At 27.4% G+C, this 16946-nt stretch carries 12 protein-coding genes; all 12 read left to right on the forward strand.

Translation table 11 applies throughout. The features are described from left to right. Positions 1 to 8: 8 nt before the first annotated feature. The 12 genes from J1C67_RS13195 (at position 9) to J1C67_RS13250 (ending at position 16942) form a co-directional block, all read left to right on the forward strand. Positions 9 to 1088, forward strand: coding sequence for a glycoside hydrolase family 130 protein (locus J1C67_RS13195; RefSeq protein WP_167867119.1), 1080 nt, complete (start codon positions 9 to 11; stop codon positions 1086 to 1088). Positions 1089 to 1157: 69 nt separating this feature from the next. Then, complete coding sequence (locus J1C67_RS13200; protein ID WP_167867118.1) at positions 1158 to 2198, forward strand: LacI family DNA-binding transcriptional regulator; 1041 nt, start codon at positions 1158 to 1160, stop codon at positions 2196 to 2198. Between the two features lie 94 nt (positions 2199 to 2292). Further along, positions 2293 to 3888, forward strand: a complete 1596-nt coding sequence (locus J1C67_RS13205; RefSeq protein WP_167867117.1) for an alpha-glucosidase — start codon at positions 2293 to 2295, stop codon at positions 3886 to 3888. A gap of 19 nt (positions 3889 to 3907) precedes the next feature. Continuing rightward, complete coding sequence (locus tag J1C67_RS13210; protein WP_167867116.1) at positions 3908 to 4390, forward strand: flavodoxin domain-containing protein; 483 nt, start codon at positions 3908 to 3910, stop codon at positions 4388 to 4390. Positions 4391 to 4491: 101 nt separating this feature from the next. Further along, on the forward strand, positions 4492 to 5451 hold the full coding sequence (locus J1C67_RS13215; protein ID WP_244980250.1) for a TRM11 family SAM-dependent methyltransferase: 960 nt from the start codon (positions 4492 to 4494) through the stop codon (positions 5449 to 5451). Between the two features lie 164 nt (positions 5452 to 5615). Next, a complete protein-coding gene (locus J1C67_RS13220; RefSeq protein ID WP_167867115.1) occupies positions 5616 to 6263 on the forward strand; it encodes a DedA family protein in 648 nt (215 codons plus the stop codon). Between the two features lie 221 nt (positions 6264 to 6484). Continuing rightward, complete coding sequence (locus tag J1C67_RS13225) at positions 6485 to 7252, forward strand: MerR family transcriptional regulator (RefSeq protein ID WP_167867114.1); 768 nt, start codon at positions 6485 to 6487, stop codon at positions 7250 to 7252. A 56-nt stretch (positions 7253 to 7308) separates the two neighbouring features. Beyond that, complete coding sequence (locus J1C67_RS13230) at positions 7309 to 7989, forward strand: pseudouridine synthase (protein WP_167867113.1); 681 nt, start codon at positions 7309 to 7311, stop codon at positions 7987 to 7989. 667 nt (positions 7990 to 8656) lie between these two features. Continuing rightward, entirely contained in the window at positions 8657 to 10393 is a 1737-nt protein-coding gene (locus J1C67_RS13235; RefSeq protein WP_167867112.1) for an ABC transporter ATP-binding protein, read from the forward strand. After that, positions 10393 to 12180 (forward strand): ABC transporter ATP-binding protein, encoded by a 1788-nt coding sequence (locus J1C67_RS13240; RefSeq protein WP_167867111.1) that lies wholly within the window; start codon positions 10393 to 10395, stop codon positions 12178 to 12180. The genes J1C67_RS13235 and J1C67_RS13240 overlap by 1 nt, the downstream gene beginning before the upstream one ends. Positions 12181 to 12730: 550 nt before the next feature. Next, entirely contained in the window at positions 12731 to 14770 is a 2040-nt protein-coding gene (ptsG, locus tag J1C67_RS13245) for a glucose-specific PTS transporter subunit IIBC (protein ID WP_167867110.1), read from the forward strand. Positions 14771 to 15013: 243 nt separating this feature from the next. Next, on the forward strand, positions 15014 to 16942 hold the full coding sequence (locus J1C67_RS13250; protein ID WP_089965428.1) for a sensor histidine kinase: 1929 nt from the start codon (positions 15014 to 15016) through the stop codon (positions 16940 to 16942). Positions 16943 to 16946 lie beyond the last annotated feature (4 nt).

Below are 16946 nucleotides of genomic sequence, written 5' to 3' on the forward strand. Positions count from 1 at the left end.
TGTTAAAGATGAAATTTGCTAAGAGAAGTGAAATGAATCCATTATTAAAGCCAAGTGATGTAAAACCAAGTAGAGATGATTTTAAAGTGGACGGTGTATTTAATTGTGGAGTTTGTAAATATAAGGATGAGTATATTCTGTTGTGTAGAGTTTCAGAGTCCGTAAAAGTAAATACTGAAGATGAAGTCAAAATACCAATAGTAGTTAATAGAGATGGGAAAGATATAATTGAGATTTTTTCTTTTAATAAAAAGGTGGATATTAAGTATGATTATTCAGATTCACGTTCTTTATGGATCGAAGATGAAAAAGGTAGAAAGAAAATAGCATACTTAACTTCATTATCACATATAAGAATTGCAAGGTCTAAAGATGGCGAAAACTTTAAAATAGATAATGAGGCATTTATTAAACCTATAGCGTTAGAAGAGGAATGGGGAATAGAGGATCCAAGAATAACTAAAATAGAAGATATATATTATATAAATTATACATCAGTTACTAGAAATGGGGCAGCAACTTCATTGGTTTCTACAAATGATTTTAAATCTTATGAAAGACATGGAATTATATTTGCTCCTGAAAATAAGGATGTAACTATATTTCCAAAACAGATAAACGGAAAATATATTGCCTTTAATAGGCCGGTTCCATCTGCAATTGGTGGAGCTGATATGTGGCTTGCAGAATCACCTGATTTAGTACATTGGGGAAAACAAAAACATTTTTATGGGGTTTCAAATGAAAATTCATGGGAAAACGGAAGAGTTGGGGGGGGAGCAGTACCTTTCTTAACAGAAAAGGGATGGGTGAAAATTTATCATGCAGCAGATAAAAATGATAGATACTGCCTTGGAGCATTCTTATTGGATAGAGATGATCCAAGTAAAATATTAGCTAAAACTAATAAAGCTATTTTAGAACCAGAGGAAGCTTATGAAAGAGAAGGCTTTTTTGGAAATGTAATCTTTACTTGTGGATGCCTATTTGAAGATGGAATTGTTAAGATATATTATGGAGCAGCAGACGATAAAGTTTGTAGAGCTGATATAAAAATAGAGGATATCTTCACTTTGATGGAGAAATAATACAAAAGGCTATTGGTTAATTATATTAGCTAAGAGCCTTTTGGTATATATTAGGGAGGGAGATTATGTATGGCTAAAATAACAATGAAGGAAATTGCAGATAAGCTTAATATATCAATTAATGCTGTGTCACTTGCTCTTAATAATAAGGCTGGAGTTAGTGAGGAAACAAGGAAATTAGTATTAGGGGTAGCGGAAGAAATTGGATATTTAGAAAAATCATCTAAATTTATTCAATCATATGCTAGTAAAAATATATGTGTATTAATAAGAAAATTATATTTTGAAGATAGTTATTTTTACTCTAAAATAATGATGGGAATAGTAGAGGAATCAAGAAAAAATGGTTATGATATTCTAACTTGTATGATAAATGAAAATGAAAAAAATATTCCTGGTTGTATAGAAAATAAAAAGGTATGTGGAATAATTGTAATTGGAGCAATAGAAGATGAATATTTGGTAACACTTAAGGAATATAGAATACCCGTAGTTTTAGTTGATCATACTTCTCTTTTAGAGAGTACGGATAGTATTTTAACTGATAATAAGCTTGGTAGTTTTAAAATAACAAAACTACTTTTTGATAAGGGATATAGAAATATTGGTTTCTTTGGAGATTTAAATTATTCGTTAAGCATTAAGGAAAGATTTTTTGGGTATCAAGAAGCTATAAAGAAGGCTTTGGAGATTGATATAAATGGTAATAATGCTATCACAGAATACATTGAGGAGCTTTCGATATTATGCAATTTAGAAACTCATATTATAAATCAAGACCATAAAAAAATACAAGAAATTATAAAATCTATGTATAAATTACCAGAAGCCTTTGTATGTTCAAATGATAATGCTGCAATTCTTTTAATTAATTCATTAAAAGAATTAGGCTATGCTATTCCAAAAGATATGGCAATAGTTGGATTTGATGATATAGCACTAAGTTCACTTGTTGTTCCTAAAATAACTACAGTAAGAGTTCAAAAAGATCTTATGGGTAGAAAAGCTGTAAAGAGATTATTGTGGAGATTAGATCATAAAAGTGATCAAAATGAAAATATAGTAATGAGTGTTGATATAGTTGAAAGAGATTCAATTGCTATTAAATAATAGTATAATTAATTTAGGAATTTAAAAAAATAATAGACTGACAAATTAGTCTATTATTTTTTTGAAGATGCTTTAGGTAAAGGAGTTAATAAATATGGATAAAAAGTGGTGGAAGGAAAGTGTATTTTATGAAATATACATGCCAAGCTTTAAGGATGGGAATAATGATGGAATAGGGGATTTTAAAGGTATAACATCTAAGCTTAGCTATTTAAGCGAACTGGGGATTAAAGGAATTTGGCTTACTCCGTTTTATCCATCACCGAAAGTTGATAATGGGTATGATATATCAGATTATTATAATATTGATAAAGACTATGGTACATTAGATGATTTTAAAGAATTTATAAAAAAGGCACACGGTTTAGGGATAAAAGTAATAATTGATATGATTTTAAATCATACATCAAGTGAACATCCGTGGTTTAAAGAATCAAGGAGTTCTAAGGATAATGAGAAAAGAGATTTTTATATATGGAGGAAGGAAAAAATTAATAATTGGGAGTCATTCTTTGGGGGGGAGGCTTGGGAAATTGATGATGTAACAAAGGAATATTACTATCATGCATTTGCTAAGGAACAGGTAGACTTAAATTGGACAAATCCCAATGTTTATAAAGCTATGAAAGATGTACTTAAATATTGGATTGATTTGGGGATAGACGGATTTAGGCTTGATGTAATTAATTTTTTGAAAGTAAATAAGAATTTAAATAAAGATAATCCTTATGATCAAAAAGGTGAACAAATACATATATATGATAAAGACCAAGAAGGTATTATAGAGGTTATAGAAACTCTTGTTAAAGATATAAGGGAAATGAAAGAAGATGTTTTTATTGTAGGTGAAGTTGGGTCAGAAGAATTAAGTGAGTTGAAAAACTATTCGGGAAAGGAATTATTAGATGTTGTATTTAACTTTAATTTAGGAAGTATGAATAAGTTTTCAATAGAAAAGATATATAAAGAAATTAAATTAATGAATATGAAATATGAATCAGATCAAATACCAACAATATTCTTTAATAGTCATGATATGGGACGAAGTACTTCAAGATTTAATAAAAATAAAGAAAGCAAGGGAATAGAGAAGGCTGTGGCAGCATTATTATTAACTTCTTATGGTGTTCCATTTATGTATTTTGGAGAAGAAATAGGAATGCAGGATTTAGTTTGTTTTGATATAAATAAAATGAATGATATTCAAGGTATTACTAAATATAATATAGAAATTTTAAATAAAAAAACAAAAGAAGTAGCTTTAGTAAGTGCCAATAAAAGTTCTAGAGATAAATCTAGGAGTCCCATGCAATGGGATAATTCAAAGTTTTACGGGTTTAGTGATAGTTTACCTTGGATAAATATAGATGATAGAAAAGATGAAGCATCAGTAGAGAATTGCTATAATAGTAAAGGTAGCTTACTAAAGGTGTATCAAGAATTAATCAAAATAAGAAATAATAATCCATGTTTATTATATGGAACGTATAGAAGGATTTCCCTTATAGAGGATGTACTAATTTTAGAGAGAACGCTTAATGCTGAAATTATTAGAATAACAATAAACTTTAGCTCTAATGAATATAAAGAAAGTTTTGTTGGAAAAGTACTATATTGTAGTAAAAGTTACAAAAAAGAGGTAAAATTAAAACAATTTGATTTTTCCATTACAAATATAGCAATAAAATAAGAATTTAATGGGGGTATTTATGAAAATTACTATTGTATACGGAACAAACTATGGTACGTCTGAAAAGGTTGCTAATATTCTTAAAGATAAATTAAAGGGGCAAGTCACTCTTGTAAATATTAAAACCTCACCTAACGTAGATTTAAGTAAAATAGATAAGCTTATAATTGGAGGATCAATTAAAATTGGACAAATACCTAAAGAGTTGAAAAGATGGATAAACAATAATTTATCTGAGATTATAGCTAAAAAACCTTACTTATATATGTGTGCAGGAGAAGAAGATGAGGAAAAGTTAAAAGCAATATGGGAAATGAATTATCCGAAAAAAATATTAGAAAGTGCAGTATGTAAAACCTTTGTTGGAGGAGAGATGGACATTACTAAGTTAAATTTCTTTATGAAGACATTATTGAAAATAGTTAAAGGTAAATTAGAAAGTAGCTCTAATTTAAAAGATGATTCTATAGAAAATTTATCTAATTTAATAAACAGTAAATAGTATTTAGAGGGTCTTAGTCAGACGAAAAAAATAAGAAAAATAAGAATAGGTTTCATAATTAACGGATTAACTATATAATCTTATATATAAATAAAAAAGAGGTGTTTACAATAGTTAAACAATTAGTAACAAATGATATAAAAGAATATTTTTATAGTGTAAATTATCCAAGTTATGAAAAAGATTTATGTAATATAGAAATGAAATCTTTATTTAATAAGATCCCAGAAAATAAATATATTTTCTCGCATCATTATGTGGACCCATCAAGAAGTCCTTTTGTAAAAGAAAGTATATCAGTAATATATTCAGAAGATACATTAGAAGATATAGTGAAAAAAATTGTAGATAATAAATTAGCTTATGATGACTTTAAGGTGTGTTATATAAAAATTGAAGGTGGAGACATTGGATATAAGGAAAGACTTAGGAGTGTACGAGAAATAGGATTAGTTGTTATAGGAGAATCAGAAATGTATAAGCCCAAAGTTACCCTTGGAGTAACTAATGTTGATGGCAAATGGATATTTGGAATATACGAAAAAAATAACTGTGAATGGTATAATCATGAGAAAAAGCCTTATTCATATTCTAATTCATTAACTTTAAGAATGTCTAGATCATTAGTTAACATAGCGGTAGGTAATGATTTAAACTGTAGCATAATTGATCCTTGTTGTGGAATTGGTACAGTCGTTATAGAAGCACTTTCAATGGGACTTAACATTAAAGGTTATGAAATTAATAAAAGTATTTCTAATAATGCTAAGAAAAATTTAGAGTTTCTAAATTTTGAAGAAGTTATAACAACAGGGGACATGCATACTATAGAAGAGAAATTTGATATAGCTATTGTAGATATTCCTTATGGAATATTTACACATACAACCCTTAAAGAGCAGACAGATATTATAAAAACTGCACGAAGAATTGCAGACAAGGTTATTATTGTTACATTTGAAGAAATGGATGATTTAATAATTTCATCTGGATTTAATATTGTTGATAAATGTACGTTAGCTAAGGGAACTTTTATAAGATACATAAATATATGTAATTAGAATAGTGCATTAAAAGTTATTATTACTTTTAATGCACTATTTTTTTATCTAGTATAAGTAGAATATTAAAAATTAAAGTTGAATTTAAGCTGGACTTAAGTTAAAATATCTAAAATGCAATTAAAAAATTACATTTTAGAGTATAGAGAGAGAGGTATGATAAAATGGAAGCGATAAAATGGTTTATTGATGTGTTTATGCATTTAGATATATATTTGGAGGGAATCATAAATACTTATGGAATGTTAACGTATGTATTGTTATTTCTAATAATATTCTGTGAAACAGGATTAGTAATTACTCCTATTTTACCAGGTGATTCTTTAATTTTTGCAGCAGCAGCATTTGCAGGTCTTGGAGTTTTGAACATATTTATCTTAATAGGAGTAGTTGTAGTAGCAGCTATATTAGGAGATGCAGTTAATTATATTATAGGAAATAAATTGGGTGATAAACTGATAAATAATAGAAATAGATTTATTAAAAAATCATATATAGACAAAACACATTCTTTTTATGACAAGTACGGTGGTAAAACAATTATAATTGCAAGGTTTATTCCAATAGTGCGTACTTTTGCACCATTTGTTGCTGGCGTTACTAATATGAAATATAAGGAATTCTTATTATTTAACGCAATTGGTGGTGTGTTTTGGGGGTTATTAGTATCTGGAGTAGGATATTTCTTTGGAAATATTAAATTTGTACAAGAAAACTTTACAATAGTAGTATTGGGAATTATATTTGTATCTATTTTACCAGCTATAGTAGAAGTGGTTAAACATAAGATGTCTAAAAATACTGAAGTTTAAAATTTATATTAATAAGGTAAGAAAACCCCATGTACAAGTAAAGTACACGGGGTTTGTAATATTGATACTAATTTAAGGCATTTACAGAAAAATAAACCAATCCAATTCGACAGTCTATTTGATGCCTTGATTAATTATTTTTCAAGTGCCTTAAATTAAAATAAGCTATTGACATTAACCCTACGTAAAGGGATATAGTTATATTATAAGGAGGTGACAGCGTGGAATATACGGTGCAAAAATTAGGAAAGTTAGCAGGTATTAGTACTAGAACCCTTAGGTATTACCATGAAATAGATATTCTAAGACCAGCAAGAATTAATTCATCAGGATATCGTATTTATGGTCAAGCAGAAGTTGATATGTTGCAGCAAATATTATTTTATAGAGAGCTTGGACTAGGATTAAATGATATAAAAAATATAATAAATGAACCGACCTTTGATGGAGGAAATGCATTAGTAGAACATCGCAGGAAGCTCCTAGAAAAAAGAGAACAATTAGATTTGTTAATAGCTAATGTTGATAAAACTATAGTTTCTCAAAGTGGAGGGATTAATATGAAAAATAAAGAGAAATTTGAGGGATTTAAAGAAAAAATGATTTCGGATAATGAAAAGAAATATGGGAGTGAAATACGTAGCAAATATGGTGATGATGCTGTAAATAAATCAAATCAAAAAATAAAAGGTATGACGCAAGAGCAACATGATGAAGTTACAAGACTTGAAGAGGAGATTACTTTAAATCTTAATGAAGCTTTTAAAACTGGAAATCCAGAGAGTGAAATTGCTCAGAGGGTAGCAGAGCTGCATAAAAAATGGTTGTGTTATTATTGGGGAACTTATAGCAAAGAAGCTCATGCAAATATTGCACAAATGTATGTATGTGATGAAAGGTTTACAGCTTATTATGATAAAGAAAATCCAGGCGCAGCTGAATTTTTAAGAGATACAATTTTAATTTATACAGGAATGAATCAATCATAAATTAATCAAATAAAATAAGGAATATTTATTGTTCCATAAAGGATTGAATTTTTAACATGAGGATAAATAAACTTTTAAGTAATATGGGTTTTTGTTCAAGAAAAGAAGCTAGTAGATTTATTGAAGATAATAGAGTAATAGTAAATGGAGAACTTTGCATACAGGGGCAATGGGTAGAGGAAGATGATGTTGTTTTTATTGATAATGAACTTATTACTCCTAAGGAAAAAATTTATATTGCATTAAATAAACCCGTAGGGATTACTTGTACAGCAGAAAAGACAGTGCAAAATAACATAATTAGTTTTATGAATTATAAGGACTATATATTTCCTGTAGGCAGACTAGATAAAGAATCTCAAGGATTAATATTAATGACAAATGATGGAGACCTAGCAAATAAAATTTTAGAATCAGAAAATGAACATGAAAAAGAATATATAGTAACTGTTAATAAGCCTTTTGATGATGAATTTATAAAAGGAATGGCTGAGGGAGTAAACATTCTTGGAACTTTAACAAGAGTTTGCAAAGTTACTAGAGTTAATGAGGATACTTTTAAAATTATTTTAACGCAAGGACTTAATAAACAAATTCGTAGAATGAGTAAAGTTTTTGGATATACTGTTATAGGTCTTAATCGTATTAGAATTATGAATATAAAAATTAATGGTATAGAAAATGGTAAGTGGAGAAATCTTACAGAGGAAGAAGTATTAGAACTTAGAAAGTGCTAATACAAAGATTTCATTATCTTAAAGGACATGTATCTGTGAGTCAAGTAGCTATTTTTTTTGAAGATTTTTTAATAGGAAATGAAAGTAGCATATCTGAAAAGGTTGAAAATAGAATATCATAAATATGGAATTAGATGAGCTATATATTTTTATAGACTTTTCGATACTGCTACTATGCAATTAAAATAAAAATATAGAAAATATAGGAAATATATTGACAAAATACAATAATATACAATATACTAAGATAGTAGTTTGAAATATAAAAATTACAAAAATAGTAAGGAGGTAGGATTATGTTGGATTTAATGTTTGGAATTAAAAGAACAAACAATAAAAATAAAAAATTATATAATATGAGAAATATTTATAGCCCTATCTCAATAGTAGAGTATAAAGCTAATTAGCTTTAGGTTTTATTATAATTTAGCTTTTGAAAAAACAAAGGTTATGGGCTATTGCTCATGACCTTTTATTATTTTATATTTTAAGATGTATATTAAGTGATTCTTGGCTTTAGATGGAATTTACTTGAAATGAAAATATACTCTTTAATATAGTTTAAGGTCATGGTGAATCCATGACCTTTTTTGATTCTAAGTAGAAAATAGGTTGTTTCAAAAAAATGACTTATAGAAGTAAACAGAATAAAGAGGGGGAAGAACGTATGTTTAGAGTATTAAAATATGTCTTAAGACATAAGGTTAGTTTGATAATTGGAAGCTTATCTATGATATTAATAATTGGGATAGATTTATGTGTACCATATCTTCAAAAAATATTTTTAGATGAAGGTATTACAGGTGGAGATACCACTGTTATTATACCAATTATAGTAGCTTTTTTATTAATATCAATAGTGAAAGCTATACTTGGGTATTTAAAAGAGTATCTTTATGATATTACTAGTAGTGAAGTTCACGCTGAATTAAAGAAAGATATTTTCAACCATATTCAAGGGTTAGAATTTAAATATTTTGATGAAATGAATACTGGAGAGCTAATGACAAGAATTGGGGAAGATGCAGAAAATATATGGCAAACAATTGGATTTGGATTAAGGTTGTTTGTAGAGAATATATTATATTTTGTTTTATCTACAGTAATTCTTTTTTATCTTAATTGGAAATTAGCATTAGCTTGTGTTGTAATTATGATACCAATAGGATTTATTGCAATTAAACTTGAAAAAAAGTTTGGTGAGTGCTATGGAAAAATAAGTGATAAAACAGCAGAAATAAATACTACTGCTCAAGAAAATATAGCAGGGGTTAGGCTAGTTAAAGCCTTTGCAAGAGAAAAACATGAAGTAACAAAGTTTTTGAAAATGAATAGATCTTATTATGATTTAAATATTCAACAAGCAAAGATTGTAGGAAAATATTTTCCACCTATAGAATTTTTAACAAATATATCTCTTGTAATAATGATAATTTTAGGTGGTTATTTTGTAATAAATGAAGAAATTACATTAGGAGTGTTAGTGGCTTTTAGTGGATACATTTGGAACTTAATTTGGCCAATGAGAATGCTTGGATATTTAACAGATATTTTATCAAGAAATTCAGCATCAGCTAAAAAAATATTTGCCATAATAGATAGAGAATCAAAAGTTGTAAGTAAAAAAGATGGATATGAGCCAAAAAGTATTAAAGGTGAAATAGAGTTTAAAAATGTAACATTTAAATATAATGATATAGATGTTCTAAAAGATATAAATCTTATTGTGCCTAGTGGAAGTACAGTGGCTATTATGGGTACAACTGGTTCTGGAAAATCTACTTTGATAAATTTGATTGGAAGGTATTATGATGTATACAAGGGTGAGGTTTTAGTTGATAAGGTAAATGTTAAAGATTATAACTTAAACATGCTAAGAAGCCATATGGCAATTGTTCCTCAAGATACATTTCTTTTCTCAGATTCTATAATAAATAATATTAAATTTAGTAGTGATAAAGCTAGTGAAGAAGATGTGATTAATATTTGCAGAGCAGCTTGTTGTTTAGATTTTATAGAAAATCTTGAAGAGGGTTTTAATTCAGAAATAGGAGAAAGAGGTCTTGGATTATCGGGAGGACAAAAACAAAGAATAGCGATTGCAAGAGCACTGCTTAGAGATGCATCACTGTTAATTTTAGATGATTCAACATCTGCATTAGATACAGAAACGGAACAAGTTCTATTAACTAATTTAAATAATAGAGAAAAGAATTGTACAACATTTATTATAGCTCATAGAATTTCAGCAGTGAAAAATGCGGATATAATAATATATATTGAAGATGGGCAAATAAAGGAAAAAGGGAATCATAAAGAGTTGCTTCAAAAAAAGGGAGCATATTATGATATATATTGTGAACAATTTAAGGATTTTGAGACAATAGAAAAAGAGGTGATATAATGGGTAAAAATACAATGAATTCAGATGAAAAAATCACAAGAAGAAGCAAAGGTGAACTTATAAAAAGGCTTTCAGTATATCTTAAGCCGTATAAATTGAAATCAATAGTAGTAATATTTTTAATGTTATTTGTAATACTTTGTGGAGTAATAAACCCATACTTGTTAAAAATTGCTATAGATAGCAATGTAGCTAATAATGATATAAGAGGACTACTTAAAATTGGGTTCTTATTAGTAGTTATTAATTTAATATCTTGGGTAATTTCAAGAATAAGATGGAAAATGATATCTGAAATAACAAATAATATATTAGTTAATATAAGACATGAACTATATTCGCATATACAAAAACTCTCTTTTGATTTTTTTGATAATAGACCTGTAGGGAAAATATTAGCAAGGGTAGTTGGGGATGTTAATACTCTTAAGAACCTATTTGATCAAAGTATTCAATCTTTAATACCAGAATTATTAAATTTAGTTTTTGTAGCTATAGTAATGCTTATATTAAATGTGAAACTAGCACTTGCTTGTATAACATTACTTCCATTTTTAGCTTTGGCTATGTTTGTAATAGAAACATATTCAAGAAGAAGATGGGAAGTGTATAGAAACAAACGTTCAAATTTAAATGCATTTACTCATGAAGAATTCTCAGGGGTTAAAGTAGTTCAATCTTTTGCTAAAGAAGATTACACAGAAGAAAAATTTGCAGAATTAGTTAAAGATCAACAAAAATCATTTAATAGAGCTGTAAGACTTAATGATTTATTTTGGCCATTAGTTGAATTATCTTGGGGAATGGGAATTGTAATAGTCTTTGCAGTGGGATATAAATTAATTCTTAGTGGAGAAATACAAATAGGTACATTAATTGCATTTTCTATGTACACGGGAATGTTTTGGAGACCTATAATGAATTTATCTAACTTTTATAATACTTTAATAACAAACTTTTCAGCAGCAGATAGAATATTTGATATTTTAGATATAAATCCAGATATTGAGAATGTTGAAGGTGCAGAAAAGATGTCTGAAATTAAAGGGGATGTTGAATTTAAAAATGTAGCTTTTTCTTATAATAAGAATTCAGAAGTTTTAAGAAATATTAACTTTAAAGTTAGTTCAGGGGAAAAGATAGCCTTAGTAGGTAGTACAGGGGCTGGGAAGTCTACAATAGTTTCTTTATTAAGTAGATTTTATGATGTAACTTCTGGTGAAATTTTAGTAGATAATAAAAATATAAAAAATGTTAATTTAGAGTCTTATAGAAGCCAAATGGGAATAATGCTTCAAGATACATTTCTATTTTCATCAACTATTATGGAAAATATAAGATATGGAAGGCTTGATGCTACTGATGAAGAAGTTATTTTAGCGGCAAAAGCCGTGAATGCCCATGAGTTTATAAGTAAATTAGAAAATGGATATAACACTGAGGTTAATGAAAGAGGCTCAAGGTTATCATTAGGTCAAAGACAACTAGTTTCATTTGCTAGAGCACTTTTAGCTAACCCAAGAATATTAATACTTGATGAAGCAACTTCTAATATTGATACTCAAACTGAGAAATTAGTTCAAAGGGGAATAGAGAAATTACTACAAGGGAGAACCTCTTTTGTTATCGCTCATAGATTATCAACTATAAGAGATTGCGATAAAATAATGGTTGTAGAAGATGGTGAAATTGTAGAAGCCGGAAGCCATAATGAATTGTTAGAAAAGAAAGAACTATACTATAATCTTTATATGGCTCAATATAAATTTTTAAATGAAGGAGCTTAAAGTATAGTAAAATAAAGTTTAGCACTCATATTATTTAAATATGAGTGCTTTATTTTTTTAGTTGAGAATAATAAAACAATTGATACATATAATTAAACATAATAAAAAAAATGAAGACTAAGGAGAGATTTTATATGAGTATATATGTATTAATTGATTATGTTGAAGAATGTTTTAATAGAGGTGTTGAGCCAACATTTGAAGGATTACATAACTTTAAAAAAAATAATTATTAATAAATTATAAAAATAAATAGAGTTAAGTCACTTGAAAAAAATAACAAACTAGCAAGTTGGTTTATTATTTTTTCCAATTGCCTAAAATAAAATACCTAAGCCTACTATATTTAATAGTAGGCTTAGGTATTTTTTTATGTTTTAAAATAGTAGTACAAAATATTTCTATTATTTACAAGTAGAATTTAAGGTTATTATAAAGAAAATTAGAGAAAATAGTAATGTATATAAGATATATACGGAAATATATCAAAGAAAACAAGCTATCATAATAGTTGTTTTTAAGAAGAATTAAAGAAAGGAGTATTAATAATATGGGAAAAAAACTTTTTGGCGTTTTACAAAGAATAGGTAAAGCTTTAATGTTACCAGTTGCATTATTACCAGCAGCAGGGCTATTACTTGGGATTGGTACAATGTTTCAAAATCCAGATTTTTTAGTAAGAGTTCCAGCATTGGGAGCAGATTGGTTTCAAACTGTAGCCACAATAATGGCACAATCAGGGGATGTTATTTTTGGTAATCTACCTCTGATTTTTGCAGTTGGCGTAGCTATTGGATTAAGTGATGGAGATGGAGTTGCGGGGCTTGCAGCAATAGTTGGGTTTCTAATTTTAAGTGTAACTATGGGTATAGCGGCAGGTGTTACTGCAGACGTAGTTAAAGGAAACCCAATGTATGCAATGGTACTTGGAATTCCAACACTGCAAACGGGGGTATTTGGTGGTATTATTATAGGTATTATTGCTTCGGCATTATATAAGAGGTTTTATACTATTGAATTACCGGCATTTTTAGGATTCTTTGCAGGTAAAAGATTTGTACCAATTGTAACAGCAGCATCAGCAGTTATATTGGGAGTGGCTATGACATTTATATGGCCACCAATTCAAAATGCATTGTTAGGTTTTTCAAGGAGTATGATAGATACAAATCAAACATTGGCAGCATTTATATTTGGATTAATTGAAAGAGCATTAATTCCATTTGGATTACATCATATTTGGTATAATCCATTCTGGTATCAATTTGGAGAATACACAAATAAGGCAGGACAATTAATTCTTGGAGATCAAAACATATTTATGGCTCAATTAAGGGATGGAGTACCATTTACAGCAGGTACATTTATGACAGGTAAATTCCCTTTTATGATGTTTGGGTTGCCAGCAGCAGCAGCAGCTATGTACAGTGAAGCGAAAACAGAAAATAAAAAAGTTGCAGCTGGAATATTATTCTCAGCAGCATTAACTTCGTTTCTAACAGGAATTACAGAACCGATAGAGTTTGCATTCCTATTTGTTGCACCTTTATTATTTGCAGTTCATTGTGTATTTGCAGGGCTATCATTTATGATAATGCAAATATTAAACGTAAAAATAGGGCTAACTTTCTCCGGAGGTATAATAGATTATGTTCTATTTGGAGTAATTCCAAATAGAACAAGATGGTGGCTTGTTATACCAGTAGGACTTGTATTTGCGGTACTTTATTATTTCGGATTTAGGTTCTTTATTAGGAAGTTCAATTTAGCAACTCCTGGTAGAGAAGATGTATTAGAAGATGATACTATTGAAGATACAATAAAAAATTCTTTAGCAGTTAATGTTCTTGCAGCTTTAGGGGGAAAAGAAAATATTAATAATTTAGACGCTTGCATTACCAGACTTAGAGTTATAGTAAATGATAAGGATAAAGTTAATAAAGATAGGCTTAAAAAACTTGGAGCTGCTGGAGTTATGGAAATTGGGAATAATATTCAAGCGATATTTGGTCCAAAATCAGATATTCTAAAGGGTCAAATTAAGGATGTTATGTCAGGAAAAACACCAGTTATTTTGGCAGAAGATATAGTAACATACAAAGAACAAGCAAATAAAGGACTTGAAAAAATTCCAAGTGATATAATAGCACCTTTAACAGGAAGAATAGTGAAACTAGAAGAAGTTCCAGATAAGGTGTTTGCAGAAAAAATCATGGGTGATGGTTTTGCTATTGAACCAAAAGATAACATAGTAGTGGCACCAGTAGATGGAGAGATAGCGATACTGTTTCCAACAAAACATGCAATTGGTATGGTAACAGCTGAAGGATTAGAACTATTAATTCATGTTGGTATAGATACAGTTAAATTAAATGGAGAAGGATTTAAGGCTTTTGTAAAACAAGGAGATAAAGTAAAAGCTGGAGATAAACTTTTGGAAGTTGATTTTAAGATGATTAAAGAAAAGGTGCCATCTATTATCACTCCAATAGTATTTTCAAATTTAAATGAAAATCAAGTTGTTCAGATAAATTTAGGAGATGTAAAAGCTGGAAAAGATGTGGCATGTATTCTAAGAACTAAAAAGTAGACTAGAGAGACAGGTTATTTTAGAAATTTAAAAAGAATAACAAGTAAATGATTAAATATATTAACATATTAGATTGATATTTTTTTTAATATACCTTATATAATTGAATAAGTAAGTAAGATAGAGTGCTAATTTTATAAATAGCACTCTATTTTTAATTATATATATATATAATTAAAAAAAATGTCGAAAATCTTCATTTTATATAGAAAATAAGGTAAAATATACAATGAGGGGGGAGTTATGGATACAGAATGCGATGGATATAAAATTCATTATCAAGAAAAATGTGAATTTATAAAAAGTATATTTGCCTGGAATTTATTTTTGATAGCTGTTATTATGCTTTTTATAAAAAAATGGGAATTATATAATATGATTCTACAAGTTATAAAGTTGTTAGTTGTTATAACTTTATTAATATTTATAACTCATAGCGATAATATAAATCCAAAACCTATACAAAAAATTGTTAAAATTAATATTATAATAATGATAAGTGTATTTGTGTTGCAACTTGTTCCCTTAGTGGATTTGAACTTAATAAACTATTTATTAAGTTTTTCAGCTGAAAATAATAATGTGGATCAGGGGAGTATTTATATATATATACTTTATTATATATTATCTAAATATAAATATAAAAATAGTAGATCAATTATAATTGAATATAAAATAATTCTAACTATTATAATATTGTTAAATTTATTAAGTAACTTTTGGTTTAAAAATAATATAACTATTTTAATAGTTTATAATGTTATTGTAGAAATAATGTTATTTATGGCCATGAAAAATACTTTTAAAGAGAAATTAATAATAAATAAAAAAATAAATATATTTAAAGTCAATATTATAGTTTGCTTTATTTGCGTTAATGCAATGAAGATATTAAAAGTTTTTAATTTTAATATACTATATTCATTTGTAGAGGCAATAAAATTTGCTGTATTCATAGTATTTATAACAGAAATAATAAATAATATAGCTAAAAATATGTATAGTTTTATTTTTAAAGATATACATAGTATAAATAAAAGATTAGAAGAAATTAATTATGAGATAATAATTAGAAATGAAGAATTAGAAAAATCTGAAATAGAGATGGAGAAAAAGCAAAAAAAATATAGAAATCTTTTAAATTCATTATCTAAAGCTATAATAATAGTAAGTACAGCGAATAATAGAATTATGTATTGTAATGCTGATTTTCAGAAGTTAATAGAGGTTAATAATATTAGAAAGATATTAAATAAAAAAATACAAAATGTTGTTAACCTATATTTTAATTATGAAGATTTAAATAATCTTAATAGAGAGGAGTTGTATTTTGGAAATACCATTTTAAATAGTGGAAAGCAATTAGAAATAAGATTAAGTAATTATAGTAAAAACAAAGAAGAGATTACAATGATTTTTGAAGATATAACGGAAAAAATAAAAATAGAAAAAATCAAAGATGAAATAGAAAGAAAAAAAATTAATGATAATATTAAAAAGAATTTTTTATCAAATGTATCTCATGATTTTAAAATACCAATAAATGTAATATATTCAGCTACACAATTAGAAAATTTACTAATTATAAATAATGATATTGAAGGTGTTAAAAAGTATAACTCAATATCAAAACAAAATTGTTTAACTCTAATAAAGTTAACTAACAATATAATAGATATAAGTAAAATAAGTTCTGAATATGTAAATCCAATACTGACATTAGGAAATATAGTAGAATTCATAGAGGATAGAGTAGCTTCATTAGTAGAATATGCAAAACTAAAAAAAATAAATATTATATTTGATACATATGAAGAGGAAGTATATATGAAATACGATGGAGAACTTATGGAAAGGATAATATTAAATTTAGTTTCAAATGCTATAAAATTCACTCCAGAGCAGGGATATATTAATATATCAGTAAATAATAATGAAAAAAATATATTTATAAGTGTAGAAGACACGGGTAGTGGAATGGATGAAAAGTTTGCAAAACAAGCATTTGATAAATATTCTATGAAACTACAAGCATCATATGCAAATGTGCAAGGGACGGGGGTTGGATTATATGTAGTATATAATTTAGTTAATTTACAAAAAGGAGAAATTTGGGTTGATAGTAAACTTGGAAAGGGAAGTAAATTTACTATGAAATTTTGTAAGGAGTAATTTT

It is taken from the genome of Clostridium gasigenes (assembly GCF_017348895.1).
Lineage (GTDB): Bacteria > Bacillota > Clostridia > Clostridiales > Clostridiaceae > Clostridium > Clostridium gasigenes.